Annotated in this window: 15 protein-coding genes and 2 tRNA genes; 14 read left to right on the top strand and 3 right to left on the bottom strand. The window is 73.7% G+C overall.

The genetic code is table 11. The features are described from left to right. Window positions 1-73: 73 nt before the first annotated feature. From NLU66_RS15460 to NLU66_RS15440, 5 genes are all read left to right on the top strand, one after another. Window positions 74-1,414, top strand: a complete 1,341-nt coding sequence (locus NLU66_RS15460) for an MFS transporter (protein ID WP_259360498.1) — start codon at window positions 74-76, stop codon at window positions 1,412-1,414. 128 nt (window positions 1,415-1,542) lie between these two features. Further along, window positions 1,543-2,028, top strand: coding sequence for a VOC family protein (locus NLU66_RS15455; RefSeq protein ID WP_259360497.1), 486 nt, complete (start codon window positions 1,543-1,545; stop codon window positions 2,026-2,028). A gap of 71 nt (window positions 2,029-2,099) precedes the next feature. Further along, the gene (locus NLU66_RS15450) at window positions 2,100-2,801 is read left to right on the top strand and encodes an ABC transporter ATP-binding protein (RefSeq protein ID WP_259360496.1); all 702 of its coding nucleotides are present in this window, start codon (window positions 2,100-2,102) and stop codon (window positions 2,799-2,801) included. Beyond that, complete coding sequence (locus tag NLU66_RS15445) at window positions 2,798-4,309, top strand: hypothetical protein (RefSeq protein ID WP_259360495.1); 1,512 nt, start codon at window positions 2,798-2,800, stop codon at window positions 4,307-4,309. The genes NLU66_RS15450 and NLU66_RS15445 overlap by 4 nt, the downstream gene beginning before the upstream one ends. Next, window positions 4,306-5,064 (top strand): class I SAM-dependent methyltransferase, encoded by a 759-nt coding sequence (locus NLU66_RS15440; RefSeq protein WP_259360494.1) that lies wholly within the window; start codon window positions 4,306-4,308, stop codon window positions 5,062-5,064. Before NLU66_RS15445 ends, NLU66_RS15440 begins: the two co-directional genes overlap by 4 nt. 22 nt (window positions 5,065-5,086) lie before the next feature. Here NLU66_RS15440 and NLU66_RS15435 read toward each other — a convergent pair whose 3' ends face one another. Next, a complete protein-coding gene (locus tag NLU66_RS15435; protein ID WP_259360493.1) occupies window positions 5,087-6,298 on the bottom strand; it encodes a PLP-dependent aminotransferase family protein in 1,212 nt (403 codons plus the stop codon). Window positions 6,299-6,412: 114 nt separating this feature from the next. On the opposite strand from NLU66_RS15435, the gene NLU66_RS15430 reads away from it, so the two are divergent. Both NLU66_RS15430 and NLU66_RS15425 read left to right on the top strand, forming a co-directional pair. Further along, window positions 6,413-6,853, top strand: coding sequence for a thioredoxin family protein (locus NLU66_RS15430; protein ID WP_259360492.1), 441 nt, complete (start codon window positions 6,413-6,415; stop codon window positions 6,851-6,853). Continuing rightward, window positions 6,850-7,362: a DUF4395 domain-containing protein gene (locus NLU66_RS15425; protein ID WP_259360491.1), complete on the top strand. Its 513-nt coding sequence runs from the start codon at window positions 6,850-6,852 to the stop codon at window positions 7,360-7,362. The genes NLU66_RS15430 and NLU66_RS15425 overlap by 4 nt, the downstream gene beginning before the upstream one ends. 74 nt (window positions 7,363-7,436) lie before the next feature. Here the strand turns inward: NLU66_RS15425 and NLU66_RS15420 are convergent. Beyond that, window positions 7,437-7,507 (bottom strand) — tRNA-Gly (locus tag NLU66_RS15420). A 216-nt stretch (window positions 7,508-7,723) separates the two neighbouring features. Between NLU66_RS15420 and NLU66_RS15415 the strand changes: the two genes are divergently transcribed. From NLU66_RS15415 to NLU66_RS15405, 3 genes are all read left to right on the top strand, one after another. After that, a tRNA-Pro gene (locus NLU66_RS15415) sits at window positions 7,724-7,797 on the top strand. A 91-nt stretch (window positions 7,798-7,888) separates the two neighbouring features. Beyond that, window positions 7,889-9,442: a trigger factor gene (tig, locus tag NLU66_RS15410; RefSeq protein WP_259360490.1), complete on the top strand. Its 1,554-nt coding sequence runs from the start codon at window positions 7,889-7,891 to the stop codon at window positions 9,440-9,442. Window positions 9,443-9,576: 134 nt separating this feature from the next. Next, a complete protein-coding gene (locus NLU66_RS15405; RefSeq protein ID WP_259360489.1) occupies window positions 9,577-10,167 on the top strand; it encodes a dihydrofolate reductase family protein in 591 nt (196 codons plus the stop codon). A 164-nt stretch (window positions 10,168-10,331) separates the two neighbouring features. Here the strand turns inward: NLU66_RS15405 and NLU66_RS15400 are convergent, their stop codons facing one another. Continuing rightward, window positions 10,332-11,150, bottom strand: coding sequence for a C40 family peptidase (locus tag NLU66_RS15400; RefSeq protein WP_259360488.1), 819 nt, complete (start codon window positions 11,148-11,150; stop codon window positions 10,332-10,334). A 377-nt stretch (window positions 11,151-11,527) separates the two neighbouring features. Here NLU66_RS15400 and NLU66_RS15395 point away from each other — a divergent pair, with 377 nt between their 5' ends. From NLU66_RS15395 to NLU66_RS15380, 4 genes are all read left to right on the top strand, one after another. After that, entirely contained in the window at window positions 11,528-12,157 is a 630-nt protein-coding gene (locus NLU66_RS15395) for an ATP-dependent Clp protease proteolytic subunit (RefSeq protein WP_137771351.1), read from the top strand. Between the two features lie 115 nt (window positions 12,158-12,272). Beyond that, a complete protein-coding gene (locus NLU66_RS15390) occupies window positions 12,273-12,902 on the top strand; it encodes an ATP-dependent Clp protease proteolytic subunit (RefSeq protein ID WP_137771777.1) in 630 nt (209 codons plus the stop codon). A 159-nt stretch (window positions 12,903-13,061) separates the two neighbouring features. After that, complete coding sequence (clpX, locus tag NLU66_RS15385) at window positions 13,062-14,438, top strand: ATP-dependent Clp protease ATP-binding subunit ClpX (RefSeq protein ID WP_259360487.1); 1,377 nt, start codon at window positions 13,062-13,064, stop codon at window positions 14,436-14,438. Beyond that, on the top strand, window positions 14,438-14,797 hold the full coding sequence (locus NLU66_RS15380) for a chorismate mutase (protein WP_259360486.1): 360 nt from the start codon (window positions 14,438-14,440) through the stop codon (window positions 14,795-14,797). Before clpX ends, NLU66_RS15380 begins: the two co-directional genes overlap by 1 nt. Window positions 14,798-14,814: the final 17 nt, after the last annotated feature.

The raw sequence follows: 14,814 nt of genomic DNA, 5'->3' as shown, positions 1-14,814 counted from the left end.
CGCCAGGGAGGCGTGCGTCCCACCGGACGGGAGATCGTTGCCCGAGCTCACGAACCGGTGACAGACTGCCCGCGTGACCGCTGCGCCCCCGCCCTCCCGATCGGCGGAGGAGCGCACCACCGCCCAGGTCATGCGCCAGCTCGTGCCGTCCGTGTACGTGCCCACGCTGCTCGAGTTCAGCGGCAACTCGGCGCTGCTGCCGGTCGTCCCGCTCATGGCCCTGGCCCTCGGCTTCGACGTCCCGCAGGCGGCCGCCCTGAGCCTCGTCTTCGGGATCTTCTCGTTCCTCGGCCCGATCCCCGCGGCCCGCCTCATCTCCCGGATGGGCGCCCGCCCCGCGCTCGTGCTCACCGGTGCGCTGCTCGTCGTCTCCAACGTCGTCGCCTATCTCCTGATCACCCCGGGGCTGCAGGGAGACCCCGCGCTCCGCCACCGGCTCGCGCTGATCGCCGCCCTCGTCGTCATGGCCGCCTGCTCGCAGGTGTGGACGCTGGGCCGACAGGCCTACCTCGGCAGCGCCCTGCCGCCCGGCATGCGGGCCCGCGGCATGACCGCCTTCGGCGGCATGATCCGGATCGGCCAGGTGGTCGGTCCGCTGCTCGGCGCGATCGTGCTGGGCCTCGGGCAGGACTCCGTCGTCTTCCTGCTCTACGCCGTGACGACCGCCGCCGCGACGGTCATGGTCGGCCTCTTCCTGCCCGTCGGCGAGACCCGGGGGAGCGCCCGCACGATCCCGCGCGGGCGGAGCCGCAGCCCGCTGCACCGGCGGCTCGACCGCGCCGTGCTGCTGCGCATGATCTCGATCGGCTGCGGGATCGCGCCCGTGATGATCTCCCGCGTCAACCGACCGGTCATCGTGCCGCTGCTCGGCGCCTCCCTGGGCCTGGACTCGACCCTCATCTCCCTCGTGTTCGGGGCGAGCGCGGTGCTCGAGATCATCATGGTCATTCCCGCCGGGGCGCTCATGGACCGGTTCGGGCGGGCCGCGGTCGCCGTGCCCTGCGGCCTGATCATGGGGGCCGGCTACGTGCTGCTCGCGGTGCTCGCCGCCGTTCTCGAGGGGCACGGCCAGGCGGCCGCGCTGGTCGCGCTGCTCGTGCCGAGCGCCCTCATCGCCCTCGGCAACGGGCTGGGCTCCGGCATCGTCATGACCCTCGGCATCGACGTGTCCCCGGTGCACGGCCGCACCGGCTACCTCGCCTGGTGGAACACGCTCATGGGCGCGGGGCGGCTCGTCGCCCCGCTCGTCGTCTCCGGCGTCACCCTCGTCGCGCCGGTCGCCGCCGCGGGCGCCGTGACCGGGGTGCTGTGCCTCGCCGGCGGGCTCTGGCTGCTGCGGGCGCTGCCCCGCCTCACCCCCTCGGGCGGCACCCGCGCGGGCGGCGGGCGACCCGTCGCCGCCCGCCGCGGCTGAGACCCCCGGCGCATCCCCTCGACCCCTCCCGTCCGTCGCCCAGCGCCCCTACGATGAGCGCGGCGCCGGCCCCGGCGCCGCCCCGTCGTCGACCGGCCCGCCCGGCCGACCGCTCCCTGGAGGACCCGATGACCGTCCAGCTCCGCGCGTACCTCAACTTCCCCGGCACCACCCGCGAGGCCCTCGAGACCTACCGCGACATCTTCGGCGGCGAGCTCACCCTCAGCACCTTCGGCGAGTTCCACGCCGTCCCCGAGGGTCACGAGGCCGCCGGGAAGATCATGCACGCCGAGCTCTCCACCGAGCACTTCGTGCTGAACGCGGCCGACGCGATCCCCGACATGCACCCCGTGACCATCGGCGACAACGTCAACCTCGCCCTCATGGGCACCGGCGAGGAGGACCTCGCCGCGCTCACGGCGATCTTCGACCGTCTCGCGGAGGGCGGTGAGGTCGAGATGCCGCTCCAGAAGCAGATCTGGGGCGACGTCTACGGCGCGGTCGTGGACCGCTTCGCCATGCACTGGATGATCAACGTCGGCGGCGTGGGCGGAGACGGCGGGGACGCTGCCGGCGAGGAGCAGGCCGCCCCGGTCGCCGACCCCACCCGCTGAACGCCCCTCGACACCGGATCGTCGACGGAGGTCGGGTGCCGCGGGTCCGGGAGCAGGGGTTCCATGGACCCATGGCCCGCCGCTCGCGCACCCGATCCCTGCCGTCCCCCTCCGAGGGCGGCGCCGTCGTGCGCGCCGAGGAGGCCGGCGCCGCGGAGGGGGAGGTCGAGCTGCTCAGCCCCGTCTCCCTCCGGGTCGGCGCGGGCGAGGTGCTCGCGCTGAGGGGTCACAACGGGTCGGGGAAGACGACGCTCCTGCGCCTCCTGGCGGGGCTGCGGCGCCCCTCCACGGGCAGCGTCGAGGTGCTCGGCCACGCCCCCGACGACCGCGACCCCGCCCTGCGCACCGCGCTCGCCGCGCTCATCGGGCCCCCGCAGACGGCCCGCGACCTCACCGTCCGCGAGCACCTCCGGTTCCTCGGCGCGACCTGGGGCCGGGCGGCCGGACCCGCACAGGTGGAGGCCGACGCCCTGCTCGAGGAGCTCGCGCTGACCCCGCTCGCCGCGCGCTTCCCGCACGAGCTCTCGAGCGGGCAGTCCCAGCTCCTCGCCCTCGCCCTGACCCTGGGGCGCCCCTCCTGCGTGCTGCTGCTCGACGAGCCCGAGCAGCGGCTGGATCCCGACCGTCTGACCCTCGTCGCGGAGGCCCTGCGCGCACGGGCGGAGGCCGGCGCCGCGATCGTCCTCGCGAGCCACAGCCCCGCGCTCGTCGACTCCCTCGCGACCGCCGAGCTCACGCTCACGGCGGCCGGCACCGTGGGCGCCGCCCGATGAGCGGTGACCTCGCCGGGGTCCGTGAGGTCTGGGCCGGTCGCTCCACCGCCCGCGGCACCTGGGCGCAGGTGGAGCTCCTCTATCTCGTCGTGATCTCGATCCTCGTGCTCGTCGTCCCCGCCCTGGGGAGCGTCGGCGGTCTGCTCGCGCGGCCCGACGTGCTCCCGCTGCTGCTCGCCCCCGCCGCGCCCACGGTCGCCGTGCTCGCCGTGGCCGTCGCCGCGGCGGGCGCCGTGCTCGTGGGCGGCACCCGCGGACCGGCGCTGCTGGACCCCTTCCTCACGACGACCCTCGCGGGCAGCGCGCTCCGTCGCCGGACCGTGCTGAGCCGCCCCGCCGCCCGCGCCCTGCTCTCCCCGCTCGGTGCGTGCCTCCTGACCGCCGCGGTCGTGGGGACCGTGCTGCTGGAGGCCGACGTCGCCTCCGGCGCGGAGCTCGCCGCGCTGCTGGTCGCCGCGACCGGCACCGGCCTGCTGCTCGGCCTGTGCTGGCTCGCCGGGGAGCTGCTGGCCCCCGCCGCGCGACCGGTGCTCGCGCTCGGGGTGCTCGCCCTCGGTCTCGTGCTCGCACTGCCGGGGCAGGACGGACCGGCCGCCCTGGTCCCGGGACCGGCGCCGGCCGGCGCCGTCCCCTGGTCGTGGGCCCTCGGGATCGCGGTCGCGGGCCTGCTCGCCGCCGTCACCGGGTGGGCGCTGCTGGACCGCCTGCGCGGCGCGGTGCTGCTCGAGCAGTCCCTGCGCTGGGACGCCGCCCGCACGAGCGCGGACACGGGCGACCTCGCGGGCGCCGCCGCCGGCTTCCGCAGCCCGCCCCGGGCGGGGCGCCGGCTCCCGGCCGTCGGCCCCGGCCCCCTCGCGCTGCTCTACGCACGCCGCGACGCCGTGGCGTGGCTGCGCAGCCCGGGACGCAGCGCCCTCGGGGCGATCGGGGTGATCGCCGGCGCCGCCCTGCTCACCGCCGGGACGATCCTCGTGACGGGCCCCGCTGCGGTCATCGCCGTGCTCGTCGGCACGCTGAGCGCGTGGCTCGGCAGCGGGCCCTTCGTCGACGGGCTCCGCCATGCGGTGCACACCCTCGGCGCGCCCGCCCTGTTCGGGCAGTCCGCCCCGGTGCAGGCGCTCCTCCACCTGATCGCCCCCACGATGCTGGTGCTCCTGCTCGCGGCCGCCGGGACCCTGCCCGTCGCGCTCCTCGACCCCCGTCCCCTCGAGCACCTCGCCCCCGCGCTGCTGCTCGCCCTCCTGCTCGTCCCGGCCCGCCTGCGGGACGCCGCGAAAGGACCCATGCCGCTCGCCCTCACCGTCCCCCTGCCGACCGCCCAGGGCGACGCCTCCGTGCTCCCCCTGCTCGCCTGGCAGTCCGACGCGCTGCTCCTCGCCCTCGCGACCGGGGGAGCGCTCGTCCTGGCCGCCGGGCTCGGGCTCCCCGCGGCGCTCGCCGCCGCCGCGCTGATCGGCGCGCTGCTCGCCCTCATGACCGCCCTCCGGCTCCGGGCGCTGCGCGCATGAGCGCCGACGGCCCCCGCGAGCCCTTCGACCTGCGCACCACGAGGAACGCCCTCGTCCGGGCCGCGGGGAGGCAGCTCGGGCGCTGGAACGCCCGACACCCGTGGGACCACAACGCCCACTTCCACCGCTGGGTGCTCGCGGGTGTCCCCGCCGGTGCCCGGCGCGTGCTCGACGTGGGCAGCGGCCGCGGAGACCTCGCCCGCGCGCTGCGAGGCGTCGCCGCTGAGGTGGAGGGCATCGACCCCGACGCCCGCATGGCCTACGCCGCCGCGAGCGCGCTGCGGGACCTCGACGGCGTGCACATCGCCCGCCGCACGTTCGCCGAGCATGCCGCGGACCCGTCCCGCCACGGTGCCTACGACGTGGTCTCGATGATCGCCTCGCTCCACCACCAGGACCCCGTCGCCGCCTTCGCCCAGGCCCGGGCGCTGCTGCGACCGGGAGGACGGCTGCTCGTGGTGAGCCTCGTGCGGCCCGTCGGCCCGGTGGACCGGATCTGGGACCTCGCGAACGTGCTCACCAACCCGCTGATCGGCCTCGTGAAGCACCCGCGCCCCGTCCTGGCGCTGCCGCCGGCCGACGCCGCCGGGCCGGGACGGCGCGAGGACGCGATGCCGGTCACGGACGCGGCCTTCTCGACGGCGGAGCTGCGCGAGCTCGCCCACGAGCACCTGCCCGGCGCCCGCGTGCGCCGCCGCACGGGGTTCCGAGTGACGCTGCGCTGGACCGCGCCCGCGGAGCAGGACGCCCGCTGAGCAGCTCCCTTGCGGGGAGGGCTCAGCGCCCGCCGTGGCGCGCGATGACCTCGCCGAGCCGGCCGATCGCCTCCGCGATCACCGCGGGGGAGTGGGTGACGAAGCTCAGCCGCATCGTCGAGCGGTCCGGGTCCTCCGCGAAGAACGACCAGCCGGGCAGGTAGGCGACGCCCGCGGCGACCGCGTCCGCGAGCATCTCCTGCGCGTCGAAGCCCTCGCCGAGCGCGGCCCACAGGAACATGCCGCCCTCGGGCCGGGTCACGTGCGCGCCCGCGGGCAGCACCGGCGCGAGGGCCTCGGCGAGCGCATCCCGCCGCTCCCGGTAGACCGCGCTGACCGTCCTCACGTGCGCGTCGAGCTCCGCCGTCTCGAGATACCGCGCGACCATCAGCTGGTCCACCACGGAGGACTGCATCGAGATCGCCGCCTTCGCGACGGCGAGCGTCTCCAGGACCGGCCCCTCGCCGCGGATCCAGCCGATCCGCACGCCCGGGCTCATGAGCTTGCTCATCGAGTTCAGCAGCAGGGTGCGCTCCGCCATGCCGGGGAGCGAGGCGATCGGCGGCATGACGACGCCCGTGAAGGACAGCTCGCCGTAGGGATCGTCCTCGATGAGGGGGACCTCGTGGCGCAGCAGCACCTCGGCGACCGCGCGACGACGCTCGAGCGGCATCGTCCGGCCCGTCGGGTTCTGGAAGGAGGGGATGAGGTAGACCATCCGCGGGTGATGCGTGCGGATCGCCTCCTCGAGCGCCGCCGGGTCCACGCCGTCGTCGTCCGTCGCGACGCCCACCATCCGCGCGCCGTGCACGGCGAAGGCCTGCACCGCCGCGAGGTAGGTGGGGGACTCCACGAGCACCACGTCGCCGGGCTCGAGCAGCGCCTCCGCGACGACGAACAGCCCCTCCTGGGAGCCGGAGGTGACGCGGATCTGCGAGGCGTCGGTGGGCAGGGTGCGGGAGACGCGCCGCGCGGCCTGCTCACGCAGCTCGGGCTCGCCCTCGCTCACCCCGTACTGCAGCGCGCGGGCCCCCTGGTGGGAGAGCACCCAGTCGTAGGCGGCGGTGACGGTGCCGAGGTCAAACAGCTCCGGGTCCGGGATGCCGCCGGCGAAGGAGACCACGCCGGGTGCGGCGGCGAGGTCGAAGATGCTCTTCAGCGGCGAGGACGCCATGCCGGCGTAGCGGCCGGCGACGGGGAAGCGGAACGGGGCGGTGGTCTCGGGCACGGTCATGGAGCCCATGCTTCCACGACCCGGCGGCTGCGCCGGGCAGGGGCGGGGCACCGATCGCGACGTCTTCGGTCACGTTCGGTGCGCCGCGCGGCACCGCACCCCTACAGTGCCGCCATGACGACGGCCTCGGCGCTGCTCCTGGTGGTCGGTGTGATCCTCGTGGCCACCGCACTCGGGCTGCTCCTGCGCGCCCTCCCGAGCAGACGGCGCACCGTCCGCCTCCCGAGCGGGGACGCCGCCGGGGCCGCCCGGGAGATCGGGGTCGACGTCGACGGGGGGCGGTGCACCTTCGTCCTGTTCAGCACCGTCCACTGCGCCCGCTGCCCGGGTGTCCGGCGGGCGCTGAGGCCCGTCGCCGCGGGGCACGGGATCACGTGGCGGGACGTCGACCTGACCGACTCCCCGGAGATCGCCGCACGGTGGAAGGTGCTGACCACCCCGACCCTCGTCCTGCTCGATCCCGCGGGCTCGCCCCTGGCCCGCTGGACCGGCGCCGTGACCGCCGCGGCCGTGCGCCAGGAGCTCACATCCCTCTCCCCTCAGGAGTCACCATGACCGACCCCGCTCCCGCCTCGGCCCCCGCCGGGATCGATCCTCGCCAGCCCCGCGTCGCCGCGGCGATCACCGCGACGCTGCTCGCCCTGGCGCTCCTGCTCGCCCTCACCGGGGCCGGGACTCGCACCGGCACCACGCTCGGTGAGCGCGTCGCCGATCCCGGACTGCTGCTGTCGGCGGTGCTCGCCGGGCTGTTCGCCTGGGGCTTCCTCGCTCCGCGCACCGCGCCGTGGGGGGTCCTCTACCGCGCGCTCCTCGGGCCCCGGCTCCCTCCGCCCGCCGAGCTCGAGGACCCCCGCCCTCCCCGCTTCGCACAGGTGGTCGGCTTCACCGTCGTCACGGCCGGGGTGCTGCTGCACCTCGTCGGGGTGCCGTTCGCGCTCCCCGTCGCGGTGGCCGCCGCCTTCGTCGCGGCGTTCCTCAACGCGGTGTTCGACTACTGCCTGGGATGCCAGCTCTATCTGCTGCTCGCGCGAGCAGGGGCGCTCGGGCGGCCGGCACGGGGATGAGACACCGCGACGCACCGCCACGACGCACAGGAGCCGCGATCCCTCGGTCGAGGGGTCGCGGCTCCTGGTGGCGGAGCGGATGACGGGAATCGAACCCGCGTAATCAGTTTGGAAGACTGAGGCTCTACCATTGAGCTACATCCGCGTGGCCTGCATCGATGCCGTGAGGCGGGGGACAGGCCCGAGCCGAGCGGCAGGCATCTCGCGATGGTCCTGCTCATGCGGCGAGGCCTATTGAACCAGATCTCGGCGCCCCCGGCCGTGCCGCGCGCCCCGTCGCGGGCATGGGTCTCCTCACAGCGCGGAGGGACGGCGAGCGCGGCCCCGCGCGTGAACCGGTAGTATCTGGCGGGTTGCCCTCCGGGGTGTAGCTCAGCTTGGTAGAGCACCCGCTTTGGGAGCGGGAAGTCGCAGGTTCAAATCCTGTCACCCCGACTCCGCCCGCCGGGTCGCCGCCTGCGGCCGCGCCGGGGGCGCCCGTGACAACACACGTCCTAGACCACCGATGAACAGGGAGACCTGACCAGTGAAGACCGCGTCCGAGAAGCTCGGCCCCACCCGGGTGAAGCTCACCGTCGAGGTGCCGTTCGACGAGCTGAAGCCGGCCATCGAGGCCGCCACCGTCAAGATCGCCGACCAGGTGCAGATCCCGGGCTTCCGCAAGGGCAAGGTCCCCAGCCGTCTGGTCGAGCAGCGCTTCGGCCGTCCGGCGATCCTGCAGGAGGCCGTCAACGACTCCCTGCCGGACTTCTACCAGAAGGCCGCCGCGGAGGCGGAGATCAAGCCCGTCGGCCGCCCCGAGGTCGAGGTCGTCGAGATCCCCGGCCTGGACGGCAAGGACGAGGGCGACCTCGTCTTCACCGTCGAGCAGGACGTCCGCCCCGAGCTCGATCTCCCGGAGTTCTCCTCCGTCGAGCTCGAGATCGAGGAGCCGACCGTCGACGACGACGCCGTGCAGGTGCGCCTGGACCAGCTCCGCGAGCGCTTCGGCACCCTCGTGGGCGTCGATCGTCCCGCCGCGGACCGCGACTTCGTCTCGCTCGACATGACCGCCACCATCGAGGGCGAGGAGATCGAGTCCGTCGAGGGCGTCTCCTACCAGATCGGTGAGGGCAACATGCTCGAGGGCCTGGACGAGGCGCTCATCGGCCTCTCCTCCGGCGAGTCCACCACTTTCGTCTCGCAGCTCGCCGGTGGCGACCGCGCCGGCGAGGACGCCCAGATCTCCGTGACCGCGCAGTCCGTCAAGGTGCGCGAGCTCCCCGAGGCCGACGATGAGTTCGCCGAGCTCGCCTCCGAGTTCGACACCATCGACGAGCTCAAGGACGACCTCAAGAAGCAGGCCGAGGCGGACGCCACCTCGAACCGCGTGGGCCTCGCCCGCAACGCGCTCCTCGAGAAGCTCCTCGAGGACCTCGAGATCCCCGTGCCCGAGCAGCTGGTCGAGGACGAGATCCTGTCCCACCTGCAGAACGAGGGCAAGGAGGCGGGCGACCCGCACGCCGAGGAGATCCGCGAGGACACCGTCAAGGCGATCCGGACCCAGTTCCTGCTCGACGAGATCCACGCGACCCGCGAGGTCTCCATCGAGCAGAACGACCTCATGGACTACATGACGCAGCTCTCCGCGCAGTACGGCATCGAGCCGAACCAGCTGCTGCAGATGCTCGCCCAGTCCGGCCAGCTCGAGCAGATCTTCTCCGAGGTCCAGCGCTCCAAGGCCCTCGACGTCGCCCTCTCCGAGGTCGTCGTGAAGAACGAGAAGGGCGAGGTCCTCGACCTCGGCCTGGCCAAGGCCGAGGACTCCGCCGAGTCCGAGGACGCCCCCGCTGCCGACGAGGCCGCCGAGGAGAAGGCGCCCGCGAAGAAGGCCCCGGCCAAGAAGGCCCCGGCCAAGAAGGCTCCCGCGAAGAAGGCCCCGGCCAAGAAGGCCGCCGCTGCCGACGCCGAGGAGCCGGCCGCCGCCGACGCCGCCGAGGAGAAGCCCGCCGCCAAGAAGGCCCCGGCCAAGAAGGCGCCCGCCAAGAAGGCTCCGGCCAAGAAGGCCGCCGAGGCGACCGAGGCCACCGAGGCCGAGTGATCACCGCTCGCTGACCCGCCGCGCGCGGGCTCCGCGAGCACAGGAGCGGGCCGTCACCCTTCGGGGTGGCGGCCCGTTCCGTCGTCCCGGCGGCCGTGGCAGACTCGGGGCCTACCGCCACGAGGAGGAACGGGATGGGCACGGTCGTCTGGGGATTTACCGCATCGATCGACGGGTTCCTCGCCGCCCCCGGTCACGACATGAGCTGGCTCGAGGAGATCGCCGCGCGGGAGGCCGCCGCGTCCCCCGAGCCCGACGGTCCCGATCTCACGGCGACGCTCGCGGCACCGGTTGCGGTGATCATCTCCGGGCGCCGCGGCTACGACGCCGCACTCGCCCAGCGGGAGACCCGCGGGGAGCTGACCTCCGAGGCGTACGGCGGGGCGTGGTCGGGGACGGAGATCATCCTGACCCACCGGCCCGAGGAGCTCGCCGGGGACGACACCGTCCTCGCGTGGGACTGCGACATCCGGGAGGCGGTGCGGCGGGCGCAGGAGATCGCCGGTGAGGGCGAGATCCAGATCATCAGCGCGGACATCGCACGGCAGGCGCTCGAGGCGGGGCTCGTCGACGAGATCCAGGTGATGTGCGCGCCCGTCCTGCTGGGGGACGGGACGCGGCTGTTCGAGGTCCCGGGCGGGCGCCGCGTCGACGTGGAGCTCGTGGGCCCGATCCCCGGGGCGGAGCGGGCGTTCGGCCGCGTGTACCGGCCGCTGCGCCGGTGAGCCCGACGGGCGTGGGGCACGGCGGGGCATCTGCTCGCCCGTCGCTCGTTCCTGTCTCGAGCCCCTGTCCCACCGGACCCGCCCGCACGACGAAGGACCCGGCCCCCGCAGCAGCGGGGACCGGGTCCTCTCGGTGGTGATCGGCGGCGCGGGGGCCGCGCGGATCAGCGGTAGGTGACGAAGCCCTTGGGGGAGCCCCAGATGTCGCGCTCGACGACCTGCTGCTTCGAGCCGGAGGCGTCGATGATGCGGCCGTTGCCCACGTAGATCGCGACGTGGCCGGAGTAGACCACGACGTCGCCGGCCTGGGCCTCGGACTGCGAGATCCAGCGGCCGCCGTCGGCGATCGCGCCGGACTGGTGGGGGAGGGAGATGCCGGCGGCCTTGTAGGCGTACTGCACGAGGCCGGAGCAGTCGAAGCCCTCGCTCGGGGAGTTGCCGGCCCAGGTGTACTGGGTGCCGACGACGGAGCGGGCGCGGTCCACGATCGAGCTGGAGGAGCTCGAGGAGGACGAGGTGCTGGCGGAGGCGCCGGAGGTGCGGATCGACTCGCCGCCGTTGAGGGAGGCGCGGGTCTTGGGGCCGACGACGCCGTCCACGGCCAGGCCGTGCTCGCTCTGGTACTCGCGCACCGCGGAGTTGGTCTTCTTGCCGAAGACGCCGTCCTCGGCGAGGTTCGCGCCGTTGTCGTTGAGGGCGCTCTGCAGGTCCTCGACGGCGTTGCCGCGGTCGCCGGAGCGCAGCTTCTGGGTGCTGGTGAGCTTCGCGGCGGAGGCCTCGGTGGGCGCGGCGGGGGACGCGGTGGCGGCGGCCGGGGCGGCCGGCGCGGCGGGGGCCGCGTTGGCGGCGGTGCCGGCGAAGGCGGTGCCGACGAGGACGGTGCCGAGGACGGCGGCGCCGCCGAGACCGCGGGCGGCGCGGTTCGCGGAGACGAGGGGGGTGACGGCGCGGCCGGCGGCGCGGTGCGAGTTGTGCTGAGCCATGATGAGCAGTGGTTCCTTCCGACCCCGAGTGGACCGGGGGTACGTGCAGTACGTCGTGCATCCCAGGGCGGTGGCGCTCCGTGGGGGGGGTGGTACCAACGTAGGGGTGGGGGACAGCCCGGGGTAGTGGGCTTGAAGCACCCCGTCCGGGTCCTTTCCCGGAGCTTTACCCGGAAACAGTCAACGTGACCGAAACGGGGGGAGGCTTGACCCTCGGGAAGGGTGTGAACCACATCCGCGGCGTTCCGCGAGGGGCTCCCGGGGCCCTGCCGCACGGCCGTCGGCGAGTGTGCGCCCGCGGCGAACAGCACCCCGGAGGCCCCGGGGCACCGCCTAGAGTCGACCCCATCGAACAACCCGCCACGAAGGAGACACCCGTGACCTCCCAGAGCACCGAGAACCGGCCCCGTGCCGCGGCCGGGGACTACCCCCTGGGCCTCGACGACAACGTCTACCAGCGCCTGCTGCGCGAGCGCATCGTCTGGCTGGGCTCCGAGGTCCGCGACGAGAACGCCAACGCGATCTGCGCGAAGATGCTGCTCCTCGCCGCCGAGGACCCCGAGAAGGACATCTACCTCTACATCAACAGCCCCGGCGGCTCCATCACCGCCGGCATGGCCATCTACGACACGATGCAGTTCATCCAGCCCGACGTCGTGACCGTGGCCATGGGCATGGCGGCGTCGATGGGGCAGTTCCTGCTGTCCTCCGGCACGCCCGGCAAGCGATACGCGACCCCGCACACGCGCGTGCTCCTGCACCAGCCGCTCGGCGGCCTGGGCGGCACCGCCTCGGAGATCAAGATCCAGGCCGAGCTCATCCTCTCGATGAAGCAGCAGATGGCCGAGCTGACGGCGCAGCAGACGGGCAAGTCCCTCGAGCAGGTCACCGCCGACGCCGACCGCGACCACTGGTTCACCGCACCCGAGGCCCTCGAGTACGGCTTCATCGACCAGATCGTCACCCGCGCCGGCGACGTCACGGGCGGCGGCGGCACCGAGGGCTGATCCCCTCGGCGCCTCCTGCGCCTCCTGCGTCCTCTCCGACCCACTCGACCTCATCTCATCAGGAGAACCCGTGACCTTCGATCCCCGCCTCGCCGGCTTCGCCCAGGCCGGCCCGATGCCCACCAGCCGCTACGTGCTGCCGCAGTACGAGGAGCGCACCGCCTACGGCTTCAAGCGCCAGGACCCGTACACCAAGCTCTTCGAGGACCGCATCATCTTCCTCGGCGTGCAGGTGGACGACGCCTCGGCCGACGACGTCATGGCGCAGCTGCTCGTCCTGGAGTCCCAGGACCCCGACCGCGACATCACCCTCTACATCAACAGCCCCGGCGGCTCCTTCACGGCGCTGACGGCCATCTACGACACGATGCAGTACATCAAGCCGGACATCACCACGGTGTGCCTCGGCCAGGCCGCCTCCGCGGCCGCCGTGCTGCTCGCGGCCGGCAGCCCCGGCAAGCGCCTCGCGCTGCCCAACGCCCGCATCCTCATCCACCAGCCCGCGATGGGCGGCCAGGGCGGCGGCGGGCAGGCCTCGGACATCGAGATCCAGGCCAACGAGATCCTGCGCATGCGCGAGTGGCTCGAGCAGACCCTCGCCCATCACACGGGTCGTGCCGCCGAGGAGATCAGCCGCGACATCGAGCGCGACAAGATCCTCACCGCCGCGAGCGCCCGCGACTACGGCCTGGTCGACCAGGTACTCGCGAGCCGCAAGGACGTGCCGGGCCAGATCGCCCGCTGATCCGGACGCGCGGCCCCGACCTCCCTCGCGGAGGCCGGGGCCGCGCGCCTCCGTCCCCGCCCGGCCGTGCTGGGCTACCGTGGTCCAGGCGGTCCTGGCCCGCACCGGAACTTCCCCCGAGACCCCACCGCTCCCCGTCGGGAGAGAAAGAGGACGGTCATGGCGCGCACGAGCGACGGAGCCGACGTGTTCAAGTGCTCCTTCTGCGGAAAGTCGCAGAAGCAGGTGGAGCGGCTGATCTCGGGCCCGCAGGTGTACATCTGCGAGGAATGCATCGAGCTGTGCAACGAGATCATCGCCGAGGAGATCCAGGCCGCGCAGCCCGCCCCCGAGAAGCAGGAGCCGCTGCCTTCCCCGCAGGAGATCTTCGACTTCCTCGAGCAGTTCGTGGTGGGCCAGGAGCCGGCCAAGCGCTCGCTCGCGGTGGCCGTCTACAACCACTACAAGCGGGTGCGCGCCCAGGAGGCGCAGGCCGCCGCCGGTCCCGCGCGGGCCGGCAAGGGTGGCCGTCCCGGCCCCGCCGCGGTGCACGCGGACGAGGACGGCGAGGCCGAGGCGCCCGACGATCTCGACGGCGTCGAGGTCGCGAAGTCCAACGTGATGATCGTGGGCCCCACCGGCTGCGGCAAGACGTACCTCGCGCAGACCCTCGCCCGCATGCTCGACGTCCCCTTCGCGATGGCGGACGCGACCGCCCTCACCGAGGCCGGCTACGTGGGCGAGGACGTCGAGAACATCCTGCTCAAGCTGCTCCAGGCCGCGGACTACGACGTCGAGAAGGCGCAGCGCGGCATCATCTACATCGACGAGGTCGACAAGATCGGCCGCAAGGCGGAGAACCCGTCGATCACGCGCGACGTCTCCGGCGAGGGCGTGCAGCAGGCGCTGCTGAAGATCCTCGAGGGCACGGTCGCCGCGGTGCCGCCGCAGGGCGGCCGCAAGCACCCCCACCAGGACTTCATCCAGATCGACACGACGAACGTGCTGTTCATCGTCGCCGGCGCGTTCGCGGGCATCGAGGACATCATCGGCAACCGGATCGGTCGCCGCGGCATCGGGTTCGGCGCGGATCTGCACACGCCCATGGAGCAGGAGCAGATCTACGGCGAGCTGCTGCCGGAGGACCTCCTGAAGTTCGGGCTGATCCCCGAGTTCATCGGCCGCCTGCCCGTGATCACGAGCGTGTCGAACCTGGACCGCGAGGCGCTCATCTCGATCCTCACCGAGCCCCGCAACGCGCTCGCCCGCCAGTACCAGAAGATGTTCCGTCTGGACGGCGTGGAGCTCGACTTCGACCGCGGCGCCCTCGAGGCGATCGCGGAGAAGGCGATCTCCCGCGGCACCGGTGCGCGCGGCCTGCGGGCGATCCTCGAGGAGTCGCTGCAGCCGGTCATGTTCGAGGTCCCCTCCCGGGACGACGTCGCCAAGGTGGTCATCACCGAGGGCGTCATCACCGAGGGACGGCCCCCGCTCATGCTCACCACCTCGGAGGCCGAGCGCGACGAGGCGGGCGACCGCCGCGATCGGAGCGCCTGATGACCGAGGCCCCCACTGCACCGGGCTCGGACCCGGAGGACGTCGCCCGTGCGCGTGAGGTGCTCGCGCTCGAGAGGCGCAGCATCGACAACATCGACGCCGCGCTCGTGCACCTCCTCGCCGAGCGCTTCTCGCACACGCAGCGTGTGGGCCGGCTGAAGGCCGAGCACGGGCTGCCGCCCGCGGATCCCAGCCGCGAGCAGGCCCAGATCGACCGGCTCCGCGCGCTCGCGGACGACGCCGGCCTCGATCCGACCTTCGCGGAGGCGTTCCTGCGCTTCATCGTCACCGAGGTCATCCGCCACCACGAGCGGATCCGCGAGGAGGAGGCGGGCGCCCCGTCGGGCGACGAGGACTGAGCCCTCGACCGCTGAGC

The organism is Brachybacterium sp. NBEC-018 (assembly GCF_024860185.1).
Taxonomy (GTDB): Bacteria; Actinomycetota; Actinomycetes; order Actinomycetales; family Dermabacteraceae; genus Brachybacterium; species Brachybacterium rhamnosum.
Note: the sequence above shows the minus strand (reverse complement) of the source record. Positions and strands in the feature narration are given on the sequence as shown.

What these genes read in the sequence shown, in the direction of transcription:
- NLU66_RS15455 (WP_259360497.1), top strand. Translation starts at nt 1,543, where the DNA reads ATGACCGTCCAGCTCCGCGCGTACCTCAACTTCCCCGGCACCACCCGC.
- NLU66_RS15450 (WP_259360496.1), top strand. Translation starts at nt 2,100, where the DNA reads ATGGCCCGCCGCTCGCGCACCCGATCCCTGCCGTCCCCCTCCGAGGGC.
- NLU66_RS15445 (WP_259360495.1), top strand. Translation starts at nt 2,798, where the DNA reads ATGAGCGGTGACCTCGCCGGGGTCCGTGAGGTCTGGGCCGGTCGCTCC.
- NLU66_RS15440 (WP_259360494.1), top strand. Translation starts at nt 4,306, where the DNA reads ATGAGCGCCGACGGCCCCCGCGAGCCCTTCGACCTGCGCACCACGAGG.
- NLU66_RS15435 (WP_259360493.1), bottom strand. Translation starts at nt 6,298, where the DNA reads ATGACCGTGCCCGAGACCACCGCCCCGTTCCGCTTCCCCGTCGCCGGC.
- NLU66_RS15430 (WP_259360492.1), top strand. Translation starts at nt 6,413, where the DNA reads ATGACGACGGCCTCGGCGCTGCTCCTGGTGGTCGGTGTGATCCTCGTG.
- NLU66_RS15425 (WP_259360491.1), top strand. Translation starts at nt 6,850, where the DNA reads ATGACCGACCCCGCTCCCGCCTCGGCCCCCGCCGGGATCGATCCTCGC.
- NLU66_RS15405 (WP_259360489.1), top strand. Translation starts at nt 9,577, where the DNA reads ATGGGCACGGTCGTCTGGGGATTTACCGCATCGATCGACGGGTTCCTC.
- NLU66_RS15400 (WP_259360488.1), bottom strand. Translation starts at nt 11,150, where the DNA reads ATGGCTCAGCACAACTCGCACCGCGCCGCCGGCCGCGCCGTCACCCCC.
- NLU66_RS15390 (WP_137771777.1), top strand. Translation starts at nt 12,273, where the DNA reads ATGCCCACCAGCCGCTACGTGCTGCCGCAGTACGAGGAGCGCACCGCC.
- clpX (WP_259360487.1), top strand. Translation starts at nt 13,062, where the DNA reads ATGGCGCGCACGAGCGACGGAGCCGACGTGTTCAAGTGCTCCTTCTGC.
- NLU66_RS15380 (WP_259360486.1), top strand. Translation starts at nt 14,438, where the DNA reads ATGACCGAGGCCCCCACTGCACCGGGCTCGGACCCGGAGGACGTCGCC.